This is a genomic window from uncultured Tenacibaculum sp., assembly GCF_947495995.1.
Lineage (GTDB): Bacteria > Bacteroidota > Bacteroidia > Flavobacteriales > Flavobacteriaceae > Polaribacter.
In genome coordinates this window covers 45,092-67,871 of sequence record NZ_CANMAX010000010.1, presented here as the reverse complement: position 1 = coordinate 67,871, position 22,780 = coordinate 45,092, and the positions used below count along the sequence as shown (strand labels likewise).

Sequence of the window (22,780 nt, the reverse complement as noted above, 5' to 3'; positions counted from 1 at the left end):
AAACAACACTTGGTTATCAAACATAATCTTCTAACAAAATTTTCAACTAAAATAAAAAATGATTCTAATTATTTACAATTACTATAAAGGCTTTATTCTTTTTAATTGATCATCATACATACAAAAACAAATTTTATCGACTTAACTTTTAGCCCTTTGTAAATGTTTCATATTTCTATCGACAAACAATGCAATACTAAATATGAAATAATGAAGCAATTCTCCATTTTACTACTGTTAATTCTATTCTTTCAAAGTTGTATTGAAGATGATATTATTAACGATCGTGTTGAAGCATCTTTCAGTATAACAAATGCTATTACTGAAATTACTTTAAACGATACTTTTCAGCTAACTACTAGATATACCGATAATGTTGGAAAAACAATTACCACTACAATTGACTGGTCTAGTTCTGATGAAACGATAGCTACAGTTAGTAACGATGGATTAATTTCTGCAGTTGCTGAAGGACAAGCAACAATTACTGCTTCTATTACTTCTACTGAAGGCGAAACAATTACTGATCAAATTATGGTTACTGTTACCATGGATCAAGTTGATAATAACACCAACACTGAACGTACGGGAACAATTAGAACAACAAGTAGTTACGTTTTAGAAGGAACATTTACACTTCGAGAAATTCCTAATACCAATAATTTAGAATTGGTAATTAACGACGATTACAGAGCTTCTTCTAGCTTACCTGGTTTGTACATTTATTTAACAAACAACGTGAATACAATTAACAATGCTAAAGAAATACAAGCTGTAAGAGTATTTAATGGATCTCATCGCTACGTAATAGAAAACACCGACATTAACGATTATTCTAACATTTTATACTGGTGTAAACCTTTTAGCGTAAAGGTTGGGGATGCTACAATTCAATAATTATCTAACAGCAATTAAATCATGAAAAAATATATCACACTTTTAATTATCGCTTTTTCTTTCGTTCAGATAACTTATGCTCAATGGAGTAAAGGAAAAGGAAAAGGATACTATAAATTATCTGCTTGGTATTTACAATACGATCAACACTATACAGATACCGGAGTAATTGATCCGAATGCAACAAGAACTCAATTCAATACGAACATTTATGCAGAATATGGAATTACAGATAAAATAGATATCCTAGCGTATGTTCCTTTTGTTGCTGTTTCTTCTCAGAATAATCAAATTTCTGGAACAAACGGCGGAGTTATTCAACCTGGTGAATCTGTAACTTCTTTTGGAGATGTAGATTTAGGAATTAATTACGGATTTTATAAAAAAGGGAAATGGGCAGCTTCTGTAAAACTTATCTTAGGGTTACCTACTGGTGAAGACACTGGAGGAAGTGATGGAAGTTACCAGAATGGAGATGGAGAGTTTAATCAGTATTTATCGACTCATTTAGGGTATAGTACATCTTTAGGCGACTTGCCTTTTTATGCAAAATCTTATTTAGGCTACAACAATAGAACAGAAGGTTTTTCTGATGAATTTAGAACAGGATTAGAAGCAGGAATTAATGTATTCGATTCTAAACTTTGGCTAATTACAAGATTAAATGTTGTAAAATCTTTTAACAACGGAACATTAAGTGCCGTAAATAGTAACGGAAGTATTTTTGCTAACAATATAGAATTTAGCAGTTTTGGATTTGAAGCTGCTTATCACATCACTAAAAAACTAGGTATTTCATTAGGTTTTGACTCTGCTTTTGATGGAAAAATCATTGCAGCGAGTCCTTCTTTCTCTGGTGGGATTTTCCTAGATATTAAATAGATCATTTTTCATTATATACAGAAAAAGCCTTCACAACTTTTAGTGAAGGCTTTTTTATTTCTGTAATACTATATAATATTAAAACAACGACATTTGATTCGATTGAAACTTATCAAAAATTGTACAATCAAATTCTGGCATTGTTTTATCTTTTAAATATAATCTTCTTGCCAATTTAAACTGCATTGCTATTTGTTCTGCAAACTTCCCTTCACCTTTCATTCGTATTCCGTAACGCGATTCATTTAAAGTTCCGTTATGACAATCTTCTATTTGATGTAATATTTTTTCTGCTCGATCTGGATATGTTTTTTCTACCCATTTTTTAAAAATCTCACCAATTGCCCCGTTTAATCTTACTACTGTATAAGCAACGGATTTCGCTCCTAGTTCACTTACTTTTTTCACCAACGGTAAAATTTCATGATTATTGATCGCTGGAATAATTGGCGCCATCATAACATTAACAGGAATATTATTCTCAGACAATATTTTAACTGTTTCTAATCGTTTTTTAATTGTTGCCGTTCTAGGTTCTAAAATACGTCTCGTTTGTTCAGATAAAGATGTGATCGAAATATTCACTTTTAATAAATTCAAAGAAGCTAATTCTTTTAAAATATCTAAATCTCGAAGTATTAAAGCATTCTTCGTAATTATTCCTACCGGATGTTTTAACTTCAATAGCACTTTTAATATTTCTCTAGTAATTTCTAGTTTTTTCTCAATTGGCTGATAGCAATCTGTATTTCCAGAAAGCATAATCGGAATCGCTTTCCAATTTCTTCCTCTTAATTTTTTCTCAAGTAACTCTGCCGCATTCTTTTTGTATAAAATCTTTCTTTCAAAATCTAATCCAGCTGAATATCCCCAATATTCATGAGAATTTCTTGCATAACAATAGATACAACCATGTTCACAACCTTGATAAGGATTCATTGAAAATGAAGCTCCGATATCTGGACTTGTTACTTTATTCACAATGGTTTTCGGAAAAATCTCTAAATATGTAGTTTTATTCTGGTCTGCATCTTCATTTTCAACAGCACAATAATTTAAAAAATCATCTAAAACCTCGTGACTATGTTGTAAAAACTTATTATGAGTATTATGTTGCGCACCTCTTCCTTTGATATAATCCATAAAAATCACTTTAATTAAATTCACATGGAATGATCTTTATTGAGAAAAAGATGTAAAAACTCCTCAATACAACCTCGATACAGAAACCGAAACCATTCTTTAATATTACAAATTTAACAAAAATATGTTTGAATTAATCAGGTAAACGATCTCTATCTTTTTTATTTCTGTTAAAACGATACGTAACATTAAGTCTAAATTGAGGTCCGAGTAAAGCTCTTTCATTTAAAATAGTATAATCAGTACCAGAAATGGTTTGCGTTTGTACTCTAGAATTAAAAATATTCTGAATATTCGCAGTCACCGAAATTTTATCGTTCCAAAAATCTTTACTCAAACCTAAATCAACAACAAAAATCGGTTCAGTTATAATTTGACCAGAAGCACGTTCTCCTTGATAATTTAAATTGGTTTGAATTGTTACCGCAGGTAATTTCATTCTTGAATTCAACTTAGCTGTCCACGCATTATCTTTTACATCAAATAAACCTTGTTGCTGAAAGTTAAAATAATTGATTTCTCCCATTAATCGCCACCAAGAAAAAGCTGCATATTGAATTCCTAACTCAGCTCCTACTCTGTGCTCTGTTCCAGAATTAATTTGTTTACTGATAATTGCTCCATCACTATTAGCACTCACTAAAGTCTCAAATAGCTGAATTGTATACTGATAATACACAGATGGATTTATCGTAAAACCTTTCCATTTCTTTAGAAAACCGACATCGAAAGCATCTGTAAACATTGGATTTAAATCAGGATTACCCACACGAATATTTCTTCGATCTGCAATTCCGCCGAAAGGATTCAATTGCCAAAAACGTGGCCTTCTAATTCTTTTACTGTAACTTAATTGAAGATTTGTTTTTTCATTAAAATTATAAGTCAGATGAACCGTTGGAAATAAATTAGAATAACGCTTATCTGTTTCAAAAACATTCTTTCTATCAGTACTAGAAGTGTTTGTGTATTCTCCTCGTAAACCTAATAAATATTGAAGTTTGTTTTTTCTATTTCCATATTGAACATAAGCCGCATAAATTCGTTCTTTATACTTTAAAAGATTATCTAAACTGTCAATCAAAACACCATTATCCCAAACCTTATAATCACTATCAATATCTCTTACTTCACCTTTAACTCCTAATTCTAAATGTGTTTTTGATTGCAAAGGCAATTTAAAATCAGTTTGAAATAAAAGGTCTTTACTACTTTCTATATCTCTACTCTGTAATATGTTTGGTGAATTACCATTAATATCTTCTTCAACAAACTCATTTTCATCATCATCCCAAAAATCGTATTGAACATCGATAGTAAGTTGCTGCCCTTTTTTAGCAAACTTTTTCACATGATTAAATTCTATTCTACTAAAATTTTGAGGTTCTCTATAGTTTTCTCTATTTAAAATTGAGTTTTGTAAATTCTTATCTGAATCAAAAAAATCAAACTTAAAATCTACAAAACGTCTACTCACATTACTTCTTAGAAAATAGCTAAATGTAGTTGTGTTTTGTTTATTGAAATAAATATCACTTCCCACATACAAATTGAACACATTTCTTCTAAACAAGGTATTTCTTTCTAAATCTAAAAATGACGTTGGCCCGTTTACATCGAAATTCTCTCGAAAAATTGATCCTTCATATTCAAACTCTTGTAAACTATATCTCGCATTTGCAAAGACATTAAATGTTTCTTTCTTATAATTTACATTATAATTTATTCCATGGTTCGCAGGTTCTCCTGTTGTCAATTGTAAAGAACTACTAAAACCTCCTATTTTGTTTTTCTTTAAAATGATGTTTAAAATTCCAGCTGTTCCTTCGGCATCATAACGAGCAGACGGATTCGTAATTACTTCTACTCTCTCTATTGTAGAAGCTGGTAATTGTTCCAATCCGTTATTAGAAGTTAACACGGAAGGTTTTCCATTAATTAAAATACGAACATTTGCATTTCCGCGTAAACTCACTGCTCCATCTAAATCAACATTAACAGACGGTACATTATTTAAAATATCTGTGGCATTTCCTCCTTTTGCTATTAAATCTTTTCCAACATTAAATATTCGTTTATCTAATTTATATTCTGTTGTAGATCGTTCTGTTCTAATTTCTACCTCTTCTAATTGCGTACTATTTTCTTCTAAAAACAATACTCCTAAATCTTCAGGTTTTTCAATCTTTTTAGATTTTATAGTTATTGGTTTAAACCCAACAAAATCTACTTTAATATCATATATATCAGGTTTCACTTCTACTGAAAATTCTCCTTTCTCATCAGCTGAAGTTCCTGTTAAAAATTTTTCCGTTTCAGCTTTCATAACAATAATTGTTGCGAATTCTAACGGCTGTTTCGTTTTCTTGTCTACTACTTTTCCTTTTACTGTTACTTGACTAAAAACGCAAATATTAAGTAACAAAGCACATAAGATAATTATCCTCATTTTTTATTTTATAATTAAAATTGAGAGATAAAAATCATCACTTTTCACACTGATAAATCATAAAATAGACAGACTCTAAGGAAAAGTCGACGATTTAAAAGTTTGCTACAAAAACATAAATTCAGGAGAGAAAAAATCGCATTTAGGCGTAAAAAGCACGAATTCATCGATTCTTTACTGGATAAATAGGCAATTGAGTATTTTTGAAATATGGTAGACTTCTTTGAAAAAATCGCAAACTATATAAAGTCAAATAGAATTGTAAAACACCTAATATTTTGGAGTGTTTTTACAATTTTTAACCTAATTAGAGATATAGCTGCAGGATCGCATAGAGGAGAAAAATATCCTATTTATGAAGAATTAATTCCTTTAACTTCAATTATTAGCGATATCCCAGCAATTATTACTTCTTACTTAGTTGTATATATCTGTTTTGAGAAATTTATTAAAAAACAAAAATACGTTTTAGGTATACTTTTATTTATCGTCATTATTTACATTATGGCGAACTTATATAGGTTATACAATATTCATATCATTGAAGGTGTATATAGAGTACCTCCTTTTCACAAGGAATCTCTTTTAGAAATTATACAAACTCCTAGATATCTAATACCTAATTACATTCCTTCATTAGTTTATATTAGCTTTATTTTTACTGCTGTAAAATATCACTTTGAAAGTGAGGAAAAAAGAAGGAATCAGCTTGAAATAGACAAAGAAAAAGTCGACTTAGAATTAAAAACACTAAAAGGTCAATTAAATCCGCATTTCTTATTTAATACTTTAAATAATATTTATTCATTGTCTGTACTAAACTCGCCACACACATCTAATGCAATTGCAAAACTTTCTGAAATGTTAGATTTTGTATTATTTAAAAGTGATGATGAACTAGTTTCTTTAGAAAATGAAATTTCACTAATTGAAAACTATATCACATTAGAAAAACTTCGTTATAACGACGACTTAGAAATATCGTTTACTAAAGATTTACAAGCTTCAAGTACAATTCCTCCTTTAGTTTTATTATCGTTAGTTGAAAATGCTTTTAAACACGGAGAAAAATCAAATAGTACAGCTCCAGAAATACATATCGATTTAAAAAGTACAGAAAATCAACTAACTTTTACAATTTCGAATTCCATTACTAATTCTGAAAAAGTTAAAACACGAAAACCACTGGGATTGATCAATATTAAAAAACAATTATCTTTAATTTATGGTTCGCAATATTCTTTAGAAATTAGCAACGAACCATCGAAATCGTTATTCACAGTTACGTTAATCATTAAAAAATAATTGCAAAAGAAAAGTATATGCCATACAAATGTGTTATTGTTGACGACGAGCCTTTGGCTATAAAACTCATAGAAAATCATATTGCTAAAGTTGATTCTTTAGAAGTCGTTGCAACTTGCAATAGCGCTATAAAAGCTTTTGAAATTATACATACCACTGCTGTTGATTTACTTTTTTTAGATATAAACATGCCGAACTTAACCGGTATTGATTTTTTAAAAAGTCTGAAGAATCCACCAAAAACAATATTGACGACTGCATATCGCGATTATGCTATTGAGAGTTACGATTTAGAAGTTTTAGATTATTTATTAAAACCAATCACTTTTGAACGTTTTTTTAAAGCTGTAGAAAAATTTACACGTTATCAAACTTCCACTAATCATGAAACAACTTTACATGTAAATAATGAAGAGGATGATTTTTTGATTATCAAATCAGGAAATAAACATCATAAAGTTTTTACTGAACAAATTATTTATATCGAAAGCTTAAAAGATTATGTGCGTTTTCATTTAGAAGATGACAAACGTATTGTGGCGAAACATCGCATAAGTGAGATTGAAAAAAAACTAGACACCAAATCGTTCTTAAGAGTTCATCGTTCATATTTAATAAATACTAAAAAAATAACAGCATTTACTTCTCATGATATTGAAGTAAATGCTGTAGAAATTCCTATCGGAATTAGTTATAAAGAAAATACTATTTCGTTCTTACAACAATTAAAAAATTAATGGTAAAAAAATCTCAATACGTTTAAACGTATTGAGATTTCTTTTTTAAAAAGGCAATGTAAATAATACTCTTATTCACATTGTTTATTTAGCTTTTGAAAATCTTTTTTTCTAAAATCCCTAAAAGCTAATAGTCCAGAATGTTTTACCAAACCAACAAACTTTTTAGTTTTAGCATTCATTAAAGCCTTATTATCCATAGGTCTAACCGTTACAGATCCTACTGCTCCAAAACTACCTTTCATTTTTACTAATCTTTTTATAATTGGAAAACCTATAATAACATCTTCATTATTATTCAAAGCTTCAGTAATTCTTTCTGAAGAGACAAGTTCTATTTCTCCTAAACTATAAAAATCCTTTAATTGATCTAGTATTTTACCGTGTACTATTGCTGATTGAAACAATACTTTTTTTCCTTTTAACTCCGAACAGTTATTTTGTACTTGTTCTAGAGCAAAATCTTCAAAAGAAATTTTCTTGTTTAATTCTATAGCTTTATTAATATGGTTCTGTATTAAAGTAAGCGTACAAACTATATTCTCTTTACTTAAAATTTTCTCTTTACCTTCTTTCTCTCTCTTTAGCGCTTCTACATACTCTTCTTGCTGATCTTTATATTTCTCTGGAAGATTATAATTAGTATTTATAAAATAATTATTGTAAACAGATTTTCTTCTCTTTTTTTCAGAAAAACCATAAGTAACTGCATTAACATTCAAGTCAAAAAATCTCCCAAAAGCATCTGTAGTAACTACTTCATCTTCTCTTAAATCTAAGATCGCGTAATCAGTATTTTTCTCTTTTCTTAATTCTTCAATTTCTTTACCTGTAAGATATTTAACATCCTCAATTGAATTCAACTTCCAATATTCTGGAATAACCTCTTTAATTGTTTTATTAAAATAATTGATATGATTTACATACCCACTTAACTCTCTTTGTAATTTTTCTTTCTTTTTTTCTTTTTTTGCTTTTGATATTTTTTTCGCTAGTCTTTCAGTATAATCTTTATCTTCTTCAAAAATAGCAACGACTAAAGCTCTTGACTTTAATTCTTTTAACTCCTCTAATTTACCCTTAATATTTTTTTGCGCTACAACATTCATTACTGTTGTTAACAGTATTAAAAAAATACCTCTTCTCATTTTATCTCTCGTTTATTATTAAATTTTCCTCGTTTTATCCATCAGGTAAAAATCAGCTAAAACTAAAGCTGTTAAAGCTTCAACTACTGGTACCGCTCTTGGCACAACACAAGGATCGTGTCTTCCTTTTCCTTGTATTTCTGTTGCTTCACCTTCAGAATTAATTGTTTGCTGATTTTGCATTATTGTAGCGACAGGTTTAAATGCTACTCTGAAATAAATATCCATTCCATTTGAAATCCCTCCTTGAATTCCTCCTGATAAATTTGATTGTGTAGTTCCATCTGGATTAAAGATATCATTATGTTCAGAACCTTGCATTTTTGCTCCGCAGAAACCACTCCCAAACTCAAATCCTTTAACAGCGTTGATAGACAACATTGCTTTTCCTAACTCTGCATGAAGTTTATGGAAAATTGGCTCTCCTAAACCAACCGGTACGTTTTGAGCAACACAAGTAATTGTTCCTCCAATTGTATCACCAGCTTTTCTAATTTCTTTAATCTTATCAATCATTAGTTCAGCAGATTTTTCATCTGGACAACGAACAATATTAGATTCAGTTTTAGAAAAATCTAAATCCTGATAAGGTTTATCAATAAATATATCTCCTACAGAAGATGTAAATGCGTTAATAGAAATATGAGCAAGTAATTGTTTTGCTAAAGCTCCAGCAACTACCCAGTTTGCAGTTTCTCTAGCAGAAGTTCTACCTCCACCTCTATAATCTCTTATTCCGTATTTTTTATCGTATGTATAATCTGCATGTGAAGGTCTATACACATTTGTATTATGATTATAGTCTTTACTTTTTTGGTTTGTATTTTTAATTACAAAACCAATTGGCATACCTGTACTTTTACCATCAAAAATTCCAGATAAAAACTCTACAGTATCTGGCTCTTTACGTTGTGTTACTATTTTTGACTGACCTGGTTTACGACGATCTAATTCTTTTTGAACAGCATCAAAATCAATTGTTACTCCAGCCGGAAAACCATCGATAACTCCTCCAATTGCTACTCCATGTGATTCTCCGAAAGTAGATACTCGTAATATATTTCCAAAGGAATTAAACATACTTTCTAATTTTGAAACGAAGGTAACTATTTCACTTAAATCGAGAAGAAGAAGCACTCAGAAAAATGAGAATTATTATTGACTGTATAATTTTAGACTCGCATTTTTATTTAATTTTTAAGCCTTGTTCTATCAAAACATTTTATAGACATAAAAAAGGTCAAAAAAAATCAATAATTAAAAAACTGAAAGTAAATTATTTATGATTTTATTTAAAAATACTTTTCAAAAAAGTTAGATTTTATTTTCTCTAATTAAAAAAGGTTCTTATATTTGCACCCGCAAAACGGTTAAACGTTTTCGGCCTGGTGAAATGGCAGAGTGGTCGAATGCGGTGGTCTTGAAAACCATTGACTGTAACAGGTCCGGGGGTTCGAATCCCTCTTTCACCGCGAAAAGCTTCAAGGAAACTTGAAGCTTTTTTGTTTTTATAATACCTATCTATTACTCTAAATATACCTAAAAGTAGGTATACCTCAACTTACCTACAACCATTAACTTCACTTGAAAACCTAATTATATTTTCAAGATGAAAAAACACTTCATAAAAACATTATTACTTCTATTAATTTCAAGTACATTTTACGCACAAAAATCCTCTTACATCCCTATAGATCCTCTACCAGTTATTACTTATATAGAATCAGGTTACAAAACAACCAATAAAGATTATTTAGAAAAACTTCCTGATGAGACAACAAAATTTTCTTCAATAGACATTGAAAAAAAAGCTTCAGCCAACTATTTAAATTTTGTAGATGCTAAAAAGAAAAATAGTCACTATGAAGTTATTTTCGATTGGATAAAATATAGTTCGATACACGCTTTAGCTATAGACTCAATAAACAACAAAGCTAAGTTAATACTTAAAAAAGACGATTTTACAATAATTACTGACCAGGAAATAAACTTATTAAATAATACTGACAGTGATTTTATAAGAGAAACAGAAAGTAAATACGATATTGTAAAAATTATAATGGGAGTTGGTATTCGAATGACAGCCAAAATTAAAGTAAAGAAAAGAAATCTTAGCATTACTGATGTCTTTGGATTAGGAGCAGAAGCTTCAGACGGAAATATTGAAGGAAGTATCGAAATAAATACTTTAGGTATAACTGGAGAATCTGTTACTTCTTTAGTTCCACTACCTACGGAAATTAATAAATCAACTATTCAATCTTTACTTTCTAATGTCGCTGCGATACGAGAAAAAATTTATACAATGGAAAGAAACCCTGAAAGTTTTTTAAAAGTTCAAATCACACCAAGAGTAATTGGATATGAAAACCTTTCTGACACTGAATACTCAAGAAATCAAATTAATACATATTTATATCAAAACCTTCCTTTCCTAATAATTAAAGATGAAAGTGTACCAATTAATAAGAAAAAGGAACTATTTGATATATTAAAGAATGACGATATATGTTCGAAAAAAGAAAAAATAAAAGAATTAGTCAATTTGTTTTCTCCAGAAGAAGAAGATGATGATGTTAAGATCAATAACAACAATTAAAACATTTTAAATAGAACTTAACCACCTATAGTAATCATACTTCGGTTATTATGGTTGGTTAAGTTTTCAAAGTCTTTACTATCTGTCATTCCTGAACGAACAGCTTTCTTTTTAAGAATTGCAGTTTGAATTATTGGTTCAATAGAAATTCCAGCTCTATATGTAGTTAATAAATCAGTTTCTGAAGTAGAAAACAGACAATTCTTTAATTTCCCATTTGCAGTTAATCGGATGCGATTACAAACATCACAAAACGGATTGGTTACTGAAGAAATGATTCCGAAACTACCTTGGTAAGTATCAATTTTAAAATTTCTTGCTGTAAAATTATCTTCATGAGGCAAAGGAATAACTACAGCTTTCGAATACTTATTCTCAACCTGATTTAAAAGCTCATTATAGCTTACTAATTTAGATTTATCCCATCTATTTCCGTCAAAAGGCATAAACTCTATAAAACGGACTGAAATTGCTCTGTCTTTCGTAAACTCTACGAAATCGATAATTTCATTATCATTAAAACCTTTTAACAACACAACATTCAGTTTTACATTAAAACCTTCATCTAATAATAACTGTGTATTTTCAAAAGCTTTTTTAAATTGATCTCGTTTTGTTATTGTATTGAACTTTTCAGGATGTAAAGTATCTAAACTTACATTAATTGTTTTTAACGAAGATTTTTTTAATACCTCAATATTTCTATCCACTAGAATTGCATTTGTGGTCATTGAAAGTTCAACAGGTAATTTAGAAAGTCCAGAAATAATTTCTTCAAAATCTTTTCTCAGCAAAGGTTCTCCACCTGTCAATCTAATTTTAGTCACTCCATGTTGCACAAACAATGCTGCAATATCGATTACTTCAGCAGCCGTCATAATTTGATTCCTAGGAGACAATACTACTCCACTTTCGGGCATACAATAAGTACAACGTAAATTACACTTTTCAGTAAGTGAAATGCGTAAATAATTATGATGTCTACCAAAAGTATCTGTTAGTATGTTTTGCTTGTTATCCATTAATGACGTTCTCCTATTAATACTTTATAACTATGAAATAAATGTGGAAAAACCGCATCTAAACTTTCTACAACTCCTTTACTTGACCCTGGAAGTGCTAATACTAAACAACTATTATCAATTGTTCCTACAACACTTCTAGATAACATTGCATAAGGCATACGTTCTTGTCCGTATCTACGAATAGTTTCCTCTGCTCCTACGATTCTTTTATTTAATAAAGGTAAAATTGCTTCAGGTGTTGTATCTCTAGCCGATAAACCTGTTCCGCCTGTCAACACAATTAAGTTATATTCTTCTTTTAAAGCTAAAACTCTTTGTTGAATTGTATCAAAATCATCAGGAACCACTTCTACTTCTTTTGTAGTCACTTGATAACCTTCCAATTTTTCTTTGATTAACTTTCCTGATTTATCTTCACCTTTTCCTTGAGAAATTGTATCAGAGCACACAATAATTGCTGCTTTTACTTCAGAAACATCTCTTACCGGATAAGATGTTTTTCCTCCTTTTTTCTGAAGTAGTTTTATTGCATGTATTTCAACTCCTTTATCAATTGGCTTTAACATGTCATACATATTTAAAGCAACCACACTCGCTCCGTGCATTGCTTCAACTTCTACTCCTGTTTTATAAATCGTTTTTACTGTAACTTTTACAACAACATTTAATCCTTCTATTTCATAAGTAACACCTGTAAACTCAATTGGCATTGGATGACAATCTGGTAATAATTCAGGTGTTTTTTTTACACCAAGCAAACCTGCTGCTCTACTCATTGCAAAAACATTTCCTTTAGGAACAGTATCATTTTGAAGAGCATCTATTGTAGCTTGCGAACTTACTTTTACAATTGCTTGCGCTGTTGCTATTCTTAATGTATTTGATTTATGTGTAATATCTACCATTTATCAGTTATCAGTTATCAGTTATCAGTTATCAGTTATCAGTTATCAGTTATTTAAAATGTAAACCTAATCCTAAAATCTTTATTGCCTTTCATGTTTACTTTGACTTTAGAATTTAAATATTCGTTTTCCACTGATATGATTCGTCTTCAAAAAGCTCTTTCCCAAATATTGGAACTTCAGATTTTATTCTATTTACAATATATTCTGTTGCTTCATAAACATGAGGTCTATGCGGTGCAGAAACAAAAACAAAGAAACATACTTCTCCAACATTTACTTTTCCTAAACTGTGATACGTATGCATACATGTTAAATCAAACTTTTCAAAAGCTTCTTCTCTGATTTCATGTAATTTTTCCTCCGCCATTTCTTGATAACAACTAAACTCAATCGCACTAACTACTTTATCTTCTACTTCATCTTTTCGAATCTGACCTAAAAAAATATTATGTGCTCCAATTTGTGTTTTTACTTGATGTTTCGCAATAGCGTTTGCAATAAAATCTGGAGTGATTTGACCTTCTATGAAAACTAATTTTTTCTTCATTTTGTTCTTGTTCTTCCCTTACTCTAAAGATACTCTATTTCTTTCGTACTGTTTTAATTGATTTGTTTTAAAATCTATTCCCACAAGTGCTGTCCAAACCGCATCGGTATCTGGAATAAATTGACTTGTCATAAATAATCCTTGACCATTTAAAGTCAATGGTACTGGAATTATTTCTGTTATCAAATTTTTGTTGATTATAGAATCAGTTGGTACTTTATTTTTAAATAAATAGAAGCCATGTTTTGCAACTTCTTTACCATATGACCCAAAAGACAGAAACGAAATTGTATCCTTATCTTTTATCATTTTATAATGCGCATAAATATCTGTCGGTTCAAATTTATTTTCCTTTAAAGTTTCTTTTAAATAGATACTGTCTTTTGAAAACTTATAATTATTCTTAGCAATAGAATCGTTAACCGTTGCACATACATACTGTTTATTTTCATTAAGCTTTTTACTCGAATTATATGTAGCAATAACCTGACTTTCGAGTTGATCTGAAAAGTATTCGTAGTTTTTCAAACGTAGTGTATCTATGACTTCTTGATTATCATCAAACACCAAAACAGTATTCAAATTACTAATCTCTAAATATTTATTCGCAATAGAATCTTCGATCTTAAATCTTGTATACTCAATGCTTTTTAAGATAACATCACTAGTATATTTTTCGAAATTATTATGAAAATCTTCTTGAAGTATTGTTGATGTAGTTGTTTTAAAACTTACAGGTATATAATAGTCTTTTCCTTGATTTATCTTTTCTAAAAGTCCTACACAAATAGATGTATCGTCTGTAACTACTAATTTATTCTCTTCTACAATTACTTCTTCAATTTCTACCTCAGAGTTTTTAGTTTCATCGTTAGACTCAACAATTGTACCTTTTACAGTAGAAACCTCTTCTACTTCTTCAGTAAATGTTTTTTCTTTTGCTTTTTTGGACTGACAAGCAATTGTAAGAAATAATAAGACAATTAGAGTATATCGCATTTCTATTCCATTTTAACCTCCTGCAAAAGCAGATAATATTGCTATTTCGTCAGCTTCTTTTAAAAAGATTTCTTCTGATTTAGACACTAAATTATGATTTACTGCTATTTGCATATCATCTAAATCGAGATGATACTTTTCTTGTAAAAACGCAACCAAACCTGGAATTGAATTTTCCTCTAGATTAATTTCTTCAGATGATTTTTTTGCCACATCTGCTATTTTTCCAAAATAAATAACTTTCATTCTTACACTAAAAATAATTTTACAGCTGCTATTGTTAATACTCCTGCCAAGACATATTTCAACGTATTCATTGAATACTTTTTACTTCCATAAATAGCACCTAAACTTCCACCAATTAATGCAACCGGAATAAAGTATAAAACCTCCATCGGAACTATTCCTTTATTTATGGTAAAACCTATTAATCCTGAAATTGAATTCACAAAAATAAATAAGGCTGAAACTGCAGCTGCTTGTTTCATATTCCCCCAGGCTAAAAGCACGATAACCGGACTTAAAATTATACCTCCTCCAATACCAATCATACCTGAAAAAAGTCCGATACAAGCTCCTATTAATAGTGAAATTACTAAATTATTCTCTTTTAGTTCTTCCTTTTCACCTCCAAATACATTTAACATCTTAAGAATTGCGAAAATCAAAAAAAAACCTAGTATTTTTTTATAAAAACCAGCATTCACTGAGATATACCCACCAATAAAAGCTGCTGGAATGGAACTAATCGCAAACGGATAAAACAACTTCCACTTAAAATGTTGATGCTTCCTGAAAAACCAAAACGACACTCCAGAAACAAAAATATTGAGTACTAAAGCTATCGGTTTCATAAACAAAACAGGAAAAGTAAATAAAGCCATTAATGCTAAATACCCACTTGCTCCTCCATGTCCGACACTTGCATATAAAAAAGCAACTACAACGAGAATTAATAAAAATGGAACTAATACTTCTAGCTGCAATACTTCCATCGATTAACTAAGTTTTATGTATGTAATTTCTTCTCCTTTTTTTATTGCTTGTACATCTTCTGGAACGATCAATAAACCATTTGCGACAGCAAAAGACTTCAACATAGAAGAAGCTTGACCTGTTAATTGTGTTGCTTTTCCGTTTTCAATTATTCCTTTTAAGAATAAAGTTTTACCAAAAGCGTTTTTAATATCACTTGTTGCTTTAGCTGTACTTCTTGGTAAATGATAATTTTTATAACCTAATTGTGCTTTTATTACCGGAAGCACATAAGAGTAAAAACAACTTAAACTAGAAGCAGGATTTCCTGGCAAAGCAAAAATTAATTTCTCATCTTTTTGCCCAAACCACAAAGGTTTACCGGGTTTTTGATTTACTTTATAAAAAACTTCCGACACATTATTATCTTCCAATCCGCGCTTTACAAAATCATAATCTCCAACAGAAATTCCGCCAGAAACTAAAATAACATCAGCAAAATCTAACTGATTTTTAATCGCTGTTTTTGTTGCTTCAAATGTATCTTCAACTTTTACAATTTCAACCTCATCGATTCCTAATCTATGTAAAGCTAATTTTAAAGTAATCGAATTACTGTCATACACTTGGCCTTCTTCTAAGACTTCACCGACAGCCTTCAACTCGTTTCCTGTAATTAAAATACTAACTTTAGGTTTCTGATAAACTTTTACTGTACTTACTCCTAAACCAGCGATAAATCCAATTGCAGCTTCGTTTAAAACTGTTCCTTCTTCTAAAGCTATTGCTCCTGTTTTTATTTGTTCTCCTAAAGGTCTTACATTAGAAGACTTTACAGGTAATTTATCAATTGTTAGTTGATCACCTTCAACACTTGTATGCTCTTGCATTACAACAGTATCCGCTTGATCAGGAACTCTAGCTCCTGTAAAAATCCGTACAGCTTCACCTTCTTGTAATGCTACATTTTTTGAATCTCCAGCCTGAACTTCGCCAACTACAGTAAAACTTGAAATTTCATTATGAATAAATGCATATCCATCCATTGAAGATTGCTTGAACGGGGGCATATTTATTGGAGAAACTATAGCTTCTGCTAAAACTAAACTTAACACTTCTTGTATTGGTTTCTCTATAATTTTATTGGGCTGACAGTAATTTTCTATATGTTGAATTGCTTCAGAAACTGAAATCATGAGTTGATTAATTTTTGGTAATCTTCAGGCGTATCAATATCGAGTAATTTTCCTGAAGAAGCTACAGTTTTTATAAAATTTAACTCAGAATTTAACAATTGTTTTGCGCCTTTATCACCAGTTAAATTTAAGAGTTTAGGATAGAATGTTTTAGGAAAAATTGCAGGTACACCATTAAAACCATCGTATCTAGAAGCAACAATAAATTCTTTATTTTTCTGATATAAAGTAACCATTTCGTTGATGTAGATGACATCAATTTTAGGCTGATCTCCTAAAGCGATTAAAATAGCGTCGTAATTTAAAAGTTCTTTTACTCCTGAATAAATACTTGAACTTAATCCTGAAGCAAAATCTTCGTTAATTATATAGTTTACAGTATAGTTTTGTAAGTTTTCTTTTATTTTTTGAGCATTAGCGCCTAAAACAACATAAATATCTTCTGAATTAAAAATCTTAATACTGCTCTCTAAAACTGTTCCTAGTATTGAGCTATTTTTATACGGAAGTAATTGTTTTACACTTCCCATACGAGAAGCTTTCCCTGCTGCTAAAACTAGCATTGCTATTTTCATATCTTACTTCTGAAGATGGATTTTCCCTTTTATTTTACGTAAAGAATACGGTTCTTTTTTTCGAATTACTGCTAAAACTTCAGCAACAATTGAGACTGCAATTTCTTCTGGAGTTATTGCTCCGATATGCAATCCAGCTGGACTATAAATTTTATCTAATAATTCTTCTGATACATCTTCTTTGTAATGAAACAAATCATTTTCTAACTGATCTCTTCTTTTTGTAGAACCTAAAATCCCAATATACATCGGATTGAAATTTATAATCTTCAATAAATATTTTAAATCTTGAACGTAATTGTGCGTCATTAATACTACAACAGTATCAGAATCTATATTTAAATCTACGATTTCCGGAGTACTTGCAGTTACTGTATTTGCTCCAGGAAAATCAGTTTTTGATTTTGGATCTTTAATTGAAGTAATTACATCAACTTCCCAACCTAACAAACTGGACACTGATGTTAATTTTACAGCATCGTGTTCTCCTCCAACAATTAATAATCTTGTTAGTGGTTTAAGTTTCTGAGAGAACTTTTGTAAATCACTTGAGAACTCCAGCTTTTCATTAAACGTATATTGTTTATCATTTTGAAAAGTAATAGTACTTCCATAATCTCCTTTAGCCTCATCTTCTGCTACAAAAGAAGAATGAATTGCAAACTCTTCTCTATCTGACAAACGTTTTTCAAAATCATTGATAAAATCATTTACAACATGAAAAGGTTCAATTAAAATGTACAAGACTCCCTCACATCCCAAACGATATCGTCCATCATAAGTAATAACTTTAGCTATTCCATCTTTGAAAACTGACTGCGCTCTTAGTTTCACCTCTTTTTCTACACAACCTCCACTAACTGCTCCGATCATTTTTCCGTCTTCACAAATCAGCATTCGAACACCTGGTTTTCTGTAAGAAGAACCTTCTAAATGAACTACAGTTGCTAATACATTTTTCAATCCTTTTTCTTGATGAAGTACAGCTTGTTTTACTATGTCTACAAATTCATGTGTCATGTTGTTAAATTACGCATTATAAATTTAACTTCTCAATTTCTTTGATGTCAAACAGAAAAAAGTAATTATAATTTTAAAGGTAAATCTGTTAGTCTTTTACCAGTCAATCTTTTAACTGCATTTGCAACTGCAGCAGCTATTGGTCCCATAGGAGGTTCACCAACTGGTAATGGAATATCTGCTCCTTGAATAAAATGTACGTCGATTTCTTTTGGCGAATTTTTCATTAAAGCCATATCATAAGGTCCGTAAATTGTTGGATATAACTCTCCTTCTTTCAACGTCATTTTCTCATGCATTGAACCACTAATCCCCATAATTATTGAACCTTCACATTGTGCTTTTACTTGATCTGGATTCACCACCAAACCACAATCGAAAGCACAAGTTACTTTATGAACCTTAATTTCATTATTAACAATAGAAACCTCTACAACATGAGCAGCAGGAGAATTACTATCTACAGAAGCTGCAAATCCCATTGCGATTCCATTTTCAGGTTTATCTTTATAATTACCTTTTGAAGCCGCAAGCTGAATTACATCTTTTATTCTTTTAGAAGTTCCTTCGTCACCTAACATTCCCACGCGAAAATCAACAGGATTTTTTCCTGCTTTCATTGCCATTTCATCAATAAAACTTTCAATAGCAAAAGTATTCGCTAGCAATCCTAGACTTCTCCACCAACTCGTTGCAAATGGTAAAGTTGTATGCCACTGTACAACATTTCTATTGGGAACTTTATCATACATAATATTTCCACCTCTCATAGCTCCAACATCTGAACCCAATATTGTATGTAAAGCATCTGGCATAATTACAGAGTTTATCGCAACATCTCCGCTAGCATAATGATGTTCTAAACTATCTAACATACCTTGATCATTCAACTTTCCTTTTAAGATATGATGTGTTGGCGGACGAAAAGTATCGTGTTGAAATTCTTCTCTTCTAGTAAAGAGATATTTCACAGGTTTACCAACAGCTTTAGACATTTGAACAGCTTGTACAGCATGAACAGTATTTAATCTTCTACCGAAACCTCCACCTAAATATGTTGGAATGACATTAATTTTTTCTTTATCGATCTCTAATGATTCCGCTATTTGTTTTTGGGTAACTCCAATTACTTGAGTTGATAAAATTACAGTTACATTTCCATCTTTATCATAATGTGCTAAAGCTCCGTTAGGTTCAATTTGCGCGTGAGCTCCTAAAGGACTTGTAAATTCCATAGTAATCGCATCATCTTCATTTTCTAAAAAACTACCTTTACTTTGCGTTATCATTTTATTACCATTACCAACTTTGAGCAGATCTCTAATATCTTCTTCTGTCCAAGTTTTATCGCTAGTCCATTCTACTTTCAATTTTTGTTTTGCTAATAAAGCTTGAGGATAAGTTTTAGCAATAACACCAACCCAATCGTTCATTTGAACAATCTTCACAACTCCAGGCATTTTTTCAGCTTCGGTAATATTTGCGCTCTTAAATTTAGCTCCAACTAAACTCGATCGAACCACAGTTGCATAAAGCATATCTGGCATTTCAGCATCTAAACCAAAAATTGGCTCACCAAAAACCTTAGCGTTTAAGTCAATTCTTTTAACTGGCTTTCCTATAAATTTATAAGACTTTATAGGTTTTAATTCTGGAGTATCTGGAACTTCCCATTTTGTATTTCCATCAGCAATTTCAGCATAAGTCATAGTTTTTCCGTCTCCTGAAACTACACCTTCTTTTGTGGATAAATTTGCTACATCAATTCCTAACTTTTTTGCAGCTTCAATTTTTAACATTTCACGCATTGTTGCAGAAAGTTCTCGTAAAGGCTTCCATAAACCTCCAACAGATAAACTTCCTCCAGTACTCATTGCATCTATAATTCCAGTCTTTGTTTCCGCTCCAACTACGATAATCTGACTTATACTTACATCCATTTCATCAGCAATCATCTGAGCAAAACTTGTAAATGAACCTTGCCCCATTTCTACCTTAGGACTATGAAATATAACTTTATTGTCTTTTGTTAACTCAAACCACAATTCAACTTCAGTTCCACTTCCCATGTAAGTTGGAGCCATAGTTTCTACCATTTCTAAAACAGATCTACGAATTGGATTTCTGAATACATAAGTTCCAACAGCTAATACTCCTAAAGTTCCTAAACCTCCTCTTACTAAAAATTTACGACGTGATACTTTTTTACTCATGATCTTAAATATTTAGTGATTTATTCTTCAATGCTGCTGCTTTATGAATTGCTTTTCGCATTCTATAATAAGTTCCACATCTACATATATTGATAATATTATTGTCGATATCTTCATCGGTCGGATTCGCATTCTTTTCTAACAAAGCTGCTGTCGCCATCATAAAACCTGGTTGACAATAACCACACTGCGGAACCACCTCTTCAATCCAAGCTTCTTGAACTGGATGAGGATTTTCAGGTGTTCCTAAACCTTCTATAGTCGTTACTTTTTTCCCTTGTACATATTTTACAGCAAAAGAACACGATCTCACAGCTTCGCCATCAACATGCAAAGTACAAGCTCCGCATGCTGCTTTCCCACAGCCAAATTTTGTTCCTTTTAAATTCAAATTATCTCGAACTACCCAAAGCAAAGGTGTATTTTCATCTAAAATTTCAACCTCAACAGGTTTATCATTTATTGTAAAAGAAATTTTTTTCATACGTTTTACTTTTTATTAGGGTTTTCTGGTATTACTGCGCCATCTTCAAACCATTGTTTTACAGCTTTAATATATTTTTCTTTAGAAACAGGTGGTTTCTCTCTTGGATCTCCATTTGCGTTTACTCCCGGATTCCAAGCCCACAAAACCAACTCATGCTCTGTTAAATGATGCATTGTTTCATCTGGTGTTCTTCCTCCATTTCTTTTAGGATCTAACATTAAAGCTGCTATTTCATATCTATCTAATCCTTCCCATTTCATGGAAGCTGGTGCTAAACTCCATTCAGGAGCTCCTGGCACACCAGAATAATCATTATTCTCTGATTGATGACAAGTCGTACATTTTGTAGCATCGAAACCTAAATTATTCTCTCCTCTTGACATTCCGAAATAATGTGGATGACTATCTTCTCCTTGTTTTGGAATATTGTCATTTGGATGGCAATTCACACATCGTTTATGTGTTAACACATCCATCATTAGATGAAAATTTTTATCTGAATCTTCTGTTGCTGTTTTTTCTTTTACAGGTAAGTAAATCTCACTGGTTTTACTTTTAGGATAAAGCACAAATAAAACAAGTAAGCACACCAACAAAGAAAATAATATTCTTTTGCTCATGAAGTAATAAAGTTTAGTTTATAATTATGTTGATTTAATCTTTTTAGAGAAAAAGAGCAAACTTCTATAAAGTTAAACAATTTGATTTTTAATTAGTTGTATAAAAAAGTCAAATTAAAGAATTGACTTGTAAAAATCTCTCGGAGTTTTATTGAACTGTTTTTTAAAAGCTTTACTAAAATGTGCTAAATCTTCGAATCCAGATTCTAGATACACGTGAGAAGGTTTCATTTTGTGTTCTTTCATCATCTTTTTTGCGAAATAAAGTCTTTGCTTCTTTATCCAATTATGCGGCGTATCGTTAAACAACTTTTTAAAATCTCTATTGAATGTAGATAAACTTCTTCCTGATTGAATAGCTAAAACTTTTAAAGGAATTTTATATAAAAAATTATGTTTCATTAACTTCTCTAGATCTCCTTGTTGCTTTATTGAAAACTCATGAAAAATCTCAAGTATTTTGACATCAGCTTCTGCAAGTGCTTTTAAAGCTTCTAATGTCTTTTCCTCTACTATTTTTGGATCTAATTTATCATTCGTATCAACATGTAAAATTATAGACTCCATCAAATCATCTAGTTTCTTCGTTGGTTTTAAACGAAAAAGTGACTCAGACAAACGCTTCCTATTTGGTAATGATATTTCAGAAATCACACGTTCTAAAAATTCATTAGTTAATCCAAATCCATATGTTCTCGCTTCTCCTTCTTCATCAGACCAAGTCTTGAACATAGTAGCTTCTGTATATTTTTTTAATACTGCATATTCTCCTACTATTATAACACTAGATTGATCTTTTGTGGTAACATGTAGATTACCTTTTTGAGTATATAACAATAAAGTGCTTGGATGATATACTTCTGTTATTCGTTCACAATTCGTTTCACAAGATGCTGCTATTTGTACATCGCCACATTGTATATATTTAATTCTATGTTCATCCATAGTTCAAAATTACAAACATTACTAACTCAAAACTTGTCTAAAAAATTCAATATAAAATAACACGAAAACTATTTAGAATAAAAAACCCGAGCTTTCACTCGGGCTTTTTG

At 30.7% G+C, this 22,780-nt stretch carries 22 protein-coding genes and 1 tRNA gene; 6 read left to right on the top strand and 17 right to left on the bottom strand.

Annotated features, from left to right (window positions below; translation table 11 throughout):
* The first annotated feature begins 210 nt into the window (after nt 1-210).
* Complete coding sequence (locus Q1A15_RS18695; protein ID WP_299627575.1) at nt 211-897, top strand: DM13 domain-containing protein; 687 nt, start codon at nt 211-213, stop codon at nt 895-897.
* 21 nt (nt 898-918) lie between these two features.
* Nucleotides 919-1,779 (top strand): hypothetical protein, encoded by an 861-nt coding sequence (locus Q1A15_RS18690; protein ID WP_299627573.1) that lies wholly within the window; start codon nt 919-921, stop codon nt 1,777-1,779.
* Nucleotides 1,780-1,857: 78 nt separating this feature from the next.
* On the opposite strand, the gene Q1A15_RS18685 is transcribed toward Q1A15_RS18690, so the two are convergent.
* Entirely contained in the window at nt 1,858-2,922 is a 1,065-nt protein-coding gene (locus Q1A15_RS18685; protein ID WP_299627571.1) for a PA0069 family radical SAM protein, read from the bottom strand.
* 133 nt (nt 2,923-3,055) lie between these two features.
* Nucleotides 3,056-5,371, bottom strand: coding sequence for an outer membrane beta-barrel family protein (locus Q1A15_RS18680; protein WP_299627569.1), 2,316 nt, complete (start codon nt 5,369-5,371; stop codon nt 3,056-3,058).
* 210 nt (nt 5,372-5,581) lie between these two features.
* Between Q1A15_RS18680 and Q1A15_RS18675 the strand changes: the two genes are divergently transcribed.
* Nucleotides 5,582-6,676, top strand: a complete 1,095-nt coding sequence (locus tag Q1A15_RS18675) for a histidine kinase (RefSeq protein ID WP_299627567.1) — start codon at nt 5,582-5,584, stop codon at nt 6,674-6,676.
* A 17-nt stretch (nt 6,677-6,693) separates the two neighbouring features.
* Nucleotides 6,694-7,413 carry a LytTR family DNA-binding domain-containing protein gene (locus Q1A15_RS18670; RefSeq protein ID WP_299627565.1) on the top strand — a complete coding sequence of 240 codons (720 nt, stop codon included), beginning with the start codon at nt 6,694-6,696 and terminating at the stop codon, nt 7,411-7,413.
* A 71-nt stretch (nt 7,414-7,484) separates the two neighbouring features.
* Here Q1A15_RS18670 and Q1A15_RS18665 read toward each other — a convergent pair whose 3' ends face one another.
* Complete coding sequence (locus Q1A15_RS18665; RefSeq protein ID WP_299627563.1) at nt 7,485-8,561, bottom strand: hypothetical protein; 1,077 nt, start codon at nt 8,559-8,561, stop codon at nt 7,485-7,487.
* Nucleotides 8,562-8,579: 18 nt separating this feature from the next.
* Nucleotides 8,580-9,641: a chorismate synthase gene (gene aroC, locus Q1A15_RS18660; protein WP_299627561.1), complete on the bottom strand. Its 1,062-nt coding sequence runs from the start codon at nt 9,639-9,641 to the stop codon at nt 8,580-8,582.
* Nucleotides 9,642-9,948: 307 nt separating this feature from the next.
* Here aroC and Q1A15_RS18655 point away from each other — a divergent pair.
* Both Q1A15_RS18655 and Q1A15_RS18650 read left to right on the top strand, forming a co-directional pair.
* Nucleotides 9,949-10,033: transfer RNA gene (locus Q1A15_RS18655), tRNA-Ser, on the top strand.
* A 137-nt stretch (nt 10,034-10,170) separates the two neighbouring features.
* A complete protein-coding gene (locus tag Q1A15_RS18650) occupies nt 10,171-11,160 on the top strand; it encodes a hypothetical protein (protein WP_299627559.1) in 990 nt (329 codons plus the stop codon).
* Nucleotides 11,161-11,177: 17 nt separating this feature from the next.
* On the opposite strand, the gene moaA is transcribed toward Q1A15_RS18650, so the two are convergent.
* The 13 genes from moaA to Q1A15_RS18585 all read right to left on the bottom strand — a co-directional run bounded on the left by moaA (nt 11,178) and on the right by Q1A15_RS18585 (nt 22,670).
* A complete protein-coding gene (gene moaA, locus Q1A15_RS18645; RefSeq protein ID WP_299627557.1) occupies nt 11,178-12,182 on the bottom strand; it encodes a GTP 3',8-cyclase MoaA in 1,005 nt (334 codons plus the stop codon).
* Entirely contained in the window at nt 12,182-13,090 is a 909-nt protein-coding gene (gene moaCB / locus Q1A15_RS18640; RefSeq protein WP_299627555.1) for a bifunctional molybdenum cofactor biosynthesis protein MoaC/MoaB, read from the bottom strand. The genes moaA and moaCB overlap by 1 nt, the downstream gene beginning before the upstream one ends.
* Nucleotides 13,091-13,205: 115 nt before the next feature.
* Entirely contained in the window at nt 13,206-13,640 is a 435-nt protein-coding gene (locus Q1A15_RS18635) for a molybdenum cofactor biosynthesis protein MoaE (protein WP_299627553.1), read from the bottom strand.
* A gap of 18 nt (nt 13,641-13,658) precedes the next feature.
* Nucleotides 13,659-14,639 (bottom strand): hypothetical protein, encoded by a 981-nt coding sequence (locus Q1A15_RS18630; protein WP_299627551.1) that lies wholly within the window; start codon nt 14,637-14,639, stop codon nt 13,659-13,661.
* A 12-nt stretch (nt 14,640-14,651) separates the two neighbouring features.
* Entirely contained in the window at nt 14,652-14,885 is a 234-nt protein-coding gene (locus Q1A15_RS18625; protein WP_299627549.1) for a MoaD/ThiS family protein, read from the bottom strand.
* 2 nt (nt 14,886-14,887) lie between these two features.
* Complete coding sequence (locus Q1A15_RS18620; protein WP_299627547.1) at nt 14,888-15,634, bottom strand: sulfite exporter TauE/SafE family protein; 747 nt, start codon at nt 15,632-15,634, stop codon at nt 14,888-14,890.
* Nucleotides 15,635-15,637: 3 nt separating this feature from the next.
* Nucleotides 15,638-16,810 (bottom strand): gephyrin-like molybdotransferase Glp, encoded by a 1,173-nt coding sequence (gene glp, locus Q1A15_RS18615; RefSeq protein WP_299627545.1) that lies wholly within the window; start codon nt 16,808-16,810, stop codon nt 15,638-15,640.
* Nucleotides 16,807-17,385 (bottom strand): nucleotidyltransferase family protein, encoded by a 579-nt coding sequence (locus Q1A15_RS18610; RefSeq protein ID WP_299627543.1) that lies wholly within the window; start codon nt 17,383-17,385, stop codon nt 16,807-16,809. Before Q1A15_RS18610 ends, glp begins: the two co-directional genes overlap by 4 nt.
* A gap of 3 nt (nt 17,386-17,388) precedes the next feature.
* Nucleotides 17,389-18,405: an XdhC/CoxI family protein gene (locus tag Q1A15_RS18605; RefSeq protein ID WP_299627541.1), complete on the bottom strand. Its 1,017-nt coding sequence runs from the start codon at nt 18,403-18,405 to the stop codon at nt 17,389-17,391.
* 65 nt (nt 18,406-18,470) lie between these two features.
* The gene (locus Q1A15_RS18600) at nt 18,471-20,618 is read right to left on the bottom strand and encodes a molybdopterin cofactor-binding domain-containing protein (protein WP_299627539.1); all 2,148 of its coding nucleotides are present in this window, start codon (nt 20,616-20,618) and stop codon (nt 18,471-18,473) included.
* Nucleotides 20,619-20,622: 4 nt separating this feature from the next.
* Nucleotides 20,623-21,102, bottom strand: coding sequence for a (2Fe-2S)-binding protein (locus Q1A15_RS18595; protein ID WP_299627537.1), 480 nt, complete (start codon nt 21,100-21,102; stop codon nt 20,623-20,625).
* Nucleotides 21,103-21,107: 5 nt separating this feature from the next.
* Nucleotides 21,108-21,725 (bottom strand): hypothetical protein, encoded by a 618-nt coding sequence (locus Q1A15_RS18590; protein WP_299627535.1) that lies wholly within the window; start codon nt 21,723-21,725, stop codon nt 21,108-21,110.
* Between the two features lie 114 nt (nt 21,726-21,839).
* Nucleotides 21,840-22,670 (bottom strand): AraC family transcriptional regulator, encoded by an 831-nt coding sequence (locus Q1A15_RS18585; protein WP_299627533.1) that lies wholly within the window; start codon nt 22,668-22,670, stop codon nt 21,840-21,842.
* Nucleotides 22,671-22,780: the final 110 nt, after the last annotated feature.